The organism is Chitinophaga sp., from assembly GCF_036569125.1.
GTDB lineage: Bacteria > Bacteroidota > Bacteroidia > Chitinophagales > Chitinophagaceae > Chitinophaga.
This window is the reverse complement of sequence record NZ_DATCRF010000466.1, coordinates 1-6,857: the sequence shown is the minus strand read 5'-3', so window position 1 is coordinate 6,857 and position 6,857 is coordinate 1. Positions and strand designations below refer to the sequence as shown.

Sequence of the window (6,857 nt, the reverse complement as noted above, 5' to 3'; positions counted from 1 at the left end):
CCGCCTCTACAGACGATGTTGGTATTGATAAATACGATATTTATTTTAACGGCAAAAAGACCTTCACTGTTCCTGCCGGCACTACTTCCTTCACCGCTTACGGCTTAGCTGCCAAACAGATCTACGCCGTTGTGATCAAGGCCAGGGACCTTGCCGGCAACGAATCTCCGGCCAGTAACCAGGTAACGGTAGCCACCTATCAAAATGGTCTTAACTACAAGTACTACACCACTACCGCCAACTGGACGGCATTGCCCGACTTTAATACCTTAACACCCGCTAAAACAGGCGTAGTATCCACCGTAAGCACCAGCCCAAGAACACAAACCGACCGGTTTGCATTCATGTGGCAGGGATGGATCAACATCCCCACAAGTGGTAACTACACATTTGAAACCAACTCAGATGCGGGCAGCAGGGTATACATCGGCAGCGAAGTATATGATCCTGCCGCTACCCCGCTGGTGGATAATGATGGCCTGCACAACTCACAATACAGGGAAGGCACCATTAACCTTACCAAAGGCACGTACCCGATCATTGTTACTTATTTTGAAGCAACCGGTTCGGATAACATTACCCTGTACTGGAAGAATACTCCCAACTTAATACTCCTCCGCCAGGCCATACCTGCACAGTATTTCGTTGATACGCTGAACCTGGGCAATGCACCGTCAGCACCCAGCCAGGTAGCTGTTGCAGTAGTATCGCACAAGGCCCTGCGTGTAACCTGGAAGGATAACAGTACCAATGAAACAGGTTTTGAACTGTACAGGAGCACCAGCTCAAACGGTACTTATAATATTGTTACAACAACAGGCCCCAACGTGACCACCTATACAGATACCACGTTGAATGCCAATACCACTTATTATTACCGGCTTAAAGCAATTAACCTGGCCGGCGCTTCTTCCAACTCTTCTTCTGCCAGCGGCAAAACGCAGGTATTGCCATCAATACCCACTGCGCCCAATACGCTTGCAGCTACAGCGGTTTCGGGTACGCAGATAGACCTGACATGGAAAGACAATTCCAGCAACGAAACTGGTTTTGAAATATACCGTTCCGCCAACAACAACAGCAATTACGTGCTCATAGCCACTACGGCTGCGAATGCAACAGCAAATGTATCCTACTCCGATCAGGACCTGTTCCCCAACGCACGTTACTACTATCGCGTAAGGGCTAAGAACGACGGCGGTAACAGCGCTTACTCCAACGAGGTGAATACGCTTACGCAAAACAGCCTGCCGGTGATCACCGACCTTCCTGACAGGACTATGCGTTATGGCACTACCCTCTCCTTTAACGTAGGCGCCAGCGATCCGGATGAAGAAGATGTAAGCCTCACGGCTACCAATGCACCGGCCTTTGTTTCCTACGGAGATGATGGCAGCGGCGGTATCCTCCTTACCTTTAACCCGGGCGTGGGCGATCAGGGTACTTATAATATCCAGATCACAGCTACAGACCAGCATGGCGGCGTAAGCAACAAGACATTTGTTCTTAACGTAAATGATAACTACCTGCCGGTACTGAGCCCGATCAATAATGTAACCGTAGCCGAAAAAGGCAGCGCTACAGTAAACCTCAGCTCCAGCGATCAGAATGCCGGCGATCCTACCAACTGGACCGCCACCGGCTTACCTGCGTTTGCAACGCTTACACCTAACGGCAACACCGCCACTATACAGCTGGCGCCCGGTTATGCCGATGGCGGCGCTTACCCGGTAACCATAAAGGTAGATGATGGTAAAGGCGGCATTGACAGCAAAGACTTTACGATCACTGTAACCAATGTGAACCCGAACTATGCGGTATATGTGAACTTCACAGATGGCGCATACCAGGGAGCAGCTCCATGGAATAATACCAACAAACGTCCGGCACAGGGCGATGTATTCCCGAACCTGCTTAACAACAATGGCCAGAACTCCGGTATTTCCATGAGCGTGCTTACGCCATGGCAAACCATAAACGGTGGCAGCAATACCAACAACCAGGGTGCTAACACTGCCGGCGTATACCCGGTTAATGTAATGACCAGCAGCTGGTGGACACAGAGCGTGGCGCAATCGATCCGCCTCACGGGCCTGAACTCCAAATACAAATACAGCTTTACGTTCTTTGGCAGCCGCGCCGGTATCAGCGATGCCCGCGTAGCCAGCTACACCATTAACGGTGTAAGCGTAACGCTCAATGCTACCAATAACTCAACGCAAACCGTTAATATCAATTCCGTAAGCCCGGGTGCAGACAGCAGCATTACTATCAGCATAGCACCGGCATCCGGCTCCACTTATGCTTATATCAATGCCATGGTGGTGAATGCAGCCTTTGATGATTCAACGGCGCCGGCCAAACCGCTTAACCTGGCTGGTACTGCATTGACCAATGGCGTTAAACTTACCTGGTCAGACCAGGCGTACAATGAAACCGGCTACGAAGTATCCCGTGCAGCAACACAGGGCGGTGCATACACAGTGCTGAATAACGGCGCATCTAACGCCAACGACACTACGTACACAGACCCGAATGCTACCAGCGGTCAAACCTGGTACTATAAGGTAAGAGCGCTTAACCAATATGGCGCCTCTCCATATACAGACAGCATTGCAGTGGCTATACCAAACAGGCCGCCGGTACTGGCTGCTATTGCCAACGTAAGCATGAAGACGGACGCTGTACTGCAGATACCTGTAACAGCTACCGATGCAGCAGGCGATGTGATCACGCTCTCAGCTACCGGCCTGCCTGCATTTGCTAACCTGCAGCCAACCGGCAACGGCACCGGTAACATTAACCTGGCTCCCGGCGGTACAGACATTGGTAAGTATACCATTACTGTAAAAGCTACCGACAACCAGGGCGGCTCCAGTACGCAGACCTTTACCGTACAGGTAACAGATAAGAAGATCACCTCTGTCTACGTGAACTGTAACCTGGTAGAACCTGCCGGCGCACCATGGAACAACTTTAATGCGCTGCCCAACACCAATGCAGGTATCAATAATATGCAGGATGAAGCAGGCGCCGCCAGCGGCATCAACGTAACCATCCTGGATATATTCACCGGCGCTAACAATGTAGGCGCAGTAACCGGCGATAACTCCGGCGTATTCCCGGATAACGTGATGCACACGTTCTTCTATGACCAGAGCAGCACCGACAAACGCATCCGCATCAGCGGCCTGTCTGCTGCCCGCAAATACAACCTGGTATTCTTTGGCAGCCGCGAAAGCGTATCCGACAACCGCAACACTACCTACGGTGCAGGCGGACAAACCGTTACGCTCAATGCAGCCAGCAATACCAGCAACACAGTACAGCTCAACGGCCTTACACCAGATGCCGACGGTAATATCATCTTTACCGTAAGGCAGGCTGCCGGCTCCGTTGCCGCATACCTGAATGCTTTTGTAATTCAGTCTTATGTAGATGATGGTACACCGTTAGCACCGGCCAACCTGGTAGCAACCTCTAACTCGAGGACCAACATACAGCTTACCTGGGCAGATAAGTCCAACAACGAAACCGGGTATGAAGTATGGCGCTCAACCACACGTAACGGCACTTACAGCCTGCTGGCTACTGTGGGTGCAAATGTGACCACTTACACCAATACCGGCCTGGCGCCCAACACTGTGTTCTACTACAAGGTAAGGGCAATAGCAGGCGGTGTACAGTCGGCCTACAGCAACATTGCAGCAGGTGGTACACTGGCATACGGCATCTATGTAGACTTTACGGTTACCCAGATCTATGGTGCGCCGTGGAATGCTACTGCTGCCCTGCCAAACGCAGGCCTGGCCTGGAATAACCTCAGGGATGATGTAGGCAACACTACCAGCGTGGACCTGAGCATTGTGAATAACTTTACCGGTACCAACCCGGCAGGCGCACAAACAGGTAATAACAGCGGCGTATATCCTGATAAGGTGCTGGCTGAATCTTACTACACAGAAACAGATACTGCTGTTATGCTGGTAAGCGGCCTGGATCTTACTAAACAGTACTCCTTCACCTTCCTGGGCAGCCGCGCCAGCGGTGGCACAAGGGTAACGGCGTACAAGATAGGCACCAAGGTGGTAACACTGGATGCAAATGATAATACCAGCAACACTGTTACAATAGAAAATGTAGTACCGAACAGCAATGGTGAAGTAACCATCACGGTTTACACCGCCCTTAACTACGGCTACATTAATGCCATGGTGATCAAGGCCTTCCCGCCGGATGACAGCACCACCCTGCAAAGCCTGCCGAATAACGGCGGCACAATGTCCAATGGCCGCAGCACCAATACGGTTGGTATCATGGGCGCCCTGGCACCTGGTTTACAGCAGGCCGCTAATACCCTGACAGATGGTGCAGATGGAGTAACCGTTGAAAATGTATATCCGAATCCGTTCAGCAGCTATATTAACCTGGCAATCCGCCAGCAACAGGAAACCCGCATACTCATCCGCTTACTGGATGGCAACGGTCGCCTGATACTGGCAAGAGACCTTGGTAAGAGAAGTGCCGGTGTGTACCAGGAAAGAATAGATGTAGGCAGCAATGCACTGGGCAATGGCCTGTACCTGCTGCAGATCCTTTCTGAGAACAAACCCGTGAAGACGATCAAGCTGATCAGACATTGAGGATTTTAGATCTTTAGATTTACGATCTCAGATCTGACCGGGGCGGGCATAATGCCTGCCCTGGTCAGCATCTAAAGCAAATTAAAAAATAGGATTTCAGAGCTTGGGTTTACGATTTTAGATTTTAAATCTGACCGCAGCGGATAATGCCTGCTGCTATTAAATCTAAGACCGTAAATCCAAGATCATAAATCCGGTTACTACGGTAACCGGATTTTTTTATAATATTATACCGAATACAGTTTTGTAATGAACCACAACCTTAAGGTCGTAAAGGCTAATACCTACGACGCCATTGTTATTGGCTCCGGCATAAGCGGGGGCTGGGCAGCCAAAGAGCTGTGTGAAAAAGGATTAAAGACCCTGTTACTGGAACGCGGCAGGAACGTGGAGCATATTAAAGATTATCCCACCACCCTGTTGAACCCGTGGGATTTTAAACACCGCCTCACCAACCCGGAAAAAGATGTAATGGCCGACCCGGTACAAAGCGCTGCTTATGACGAAAGCAGCCGGCACTTTTTTGTGCGGGATCATGAACATCCCTACATACAGGAAACGCCTTTTAGCTGGATACGCGGCTACCAGGTAGGCGGGCGCTCCCTTACCTGGGGACGGCAATGTTACCGCCTCAGCGACCTTGATTTTGCCGCTAATGCGCAGGATGGAAATGGCGTAGACTGGCCGATCCGTTATAAGGATATTGCGCCCTGGTATGATTATGTGGAAACCTATGCCGGCATCAGCGGGCAGGCAGAAGGCCTGGCGCATTTGCCGGACGGACAATTTCTGCCGGCCATGGAAATGAACTGCCTGGAGCTGCACTTCCGCGAAGAGCTGAAAAAGAAATACAATGACCGCCTGGTGACCATTGCCCGTGTAGCCAATCTTACCAAAGGCTGGAACGGACGGCTGCCCTGCCAGTACCGTAACCTGTGCCACCGCGGATGCCCGTATGGCGGGTACTTCAGCAGCAATGCCTCCACCCTGCCGGCAGCAAAAGCTACCAGTAATCTTACGTTACGCCCATTTTCAACCGTGGCATCCATTATTTATGACAAGGATAAGAAAAAGGCTATAGGCGTTAACGTTATAGATACGGAAACCAAAGCATCTTACGAGTACTATGCACGCATTATTTTCCTGAATGCCTCTACCATAGCCACAGCGGCCATTCTGCTGAACTCTGTGTCAGATGCGTTCCCCAACGGCTTGGGTAATGGCAGCGACCAGGTAGGCCGCAACCTGATGGACCATCATTTTAAAGTAGGCGCCAAAGGGGATTTTGACGGGCTGCATGACCGCTATTATGTTGGCAGAAGGCCTACCGGCATTTACATACCGCGCTTCCGCAACCTGGATGAAGCCACCAAAATGCCGGATTATGTGCGGGGCTTTGGCTACCAGGGCTATGGCGAACGTGAGGCCTGGATGGATAATTACAATGTTCCCGGTTTTGGGGAAGACTTTAAAAAGGCCATTACCGCACCCGGTAAGTGGACCATGTGGTTAGGCGGCTGGGGCGAAATGCTGCCCTATGCCTATAACCGCGTAACACTGGATCATACCAGGCCGGATCCCTGGGGATTACCGCAGGCCAAAATATCTTTTGAGCTGGGCGGCAATGAGCTAAGCATGCGTGAGGATATGAAAGTAAGCGCCATGGAAATGCTGGAGAGAAGCGGGTTTACCAACATCTCCGGTTTTGACTATAATTATATTGGCGGGGAATGTGTGCATGAAATGGGTACTGCCCGTATGGGTAACGACCCGGCTACCTCTGTACTGAATAAATGGAACCAGCTGCACGAAGTACAGAATGTGTTTGTTACGGATGGCAGCTGCATGACCTCCTCTGCATGCCAGAACCCTTCCCTTACCTATATGGCGCTAACTGCCAGGGCCTGTGATTATGCAGTGGGAGAAATGAAGAAGGGGAATTTGTAGATGTGCAGGTGTGCAAATGTGCAGATGTGCAGATGAGGGGAATGTGCTGATATATGTTTGATTATAAAGCAAAGCCCTGACAGTTTAGAAAGCTGTCAGGGCTTTTTATATTCGCTGCATTTCATCTGCACATCTGCACATCTGCACATCTGCACATTTGCACATCTGCACATCTGCACATTTGCACATTTGCACATCTACAAATTCCCCTTCTTCATTTCTCCCACTGCATAATCACAGGCCCTGGCAGTTAGCGCCATATAGGTA

General features: G+C 50.7%; 2 protein-coding genes. Both read left to right on the top strand.

Annotation, left to right across the window (positions count from 1 at the left end; translation table 11 throughout):
• The coding region (locus tag VIM87_RS17450; protein WP_331998240.1) for a fibronectin type III domain-containing protein at window positions 1–4,643 on the top strand (4,643 nt) is incomplete at its 5' end.
• Window positions 4,644–4,892: 249 nt separating this feature from the next.
• A complete protein-coding gene (locus VIM87_RS17445) occupies window positions 4,893–6,590 on the top strand; it encodes a GMC family oxidoreductase (RefSeq protein ID WP_331998239.1) in 1,698 nt (565 codons plus the stop codon).
• The last annotated feature ends 267 nt before the right edge of the window (window positions 6,591–6,857 follow it).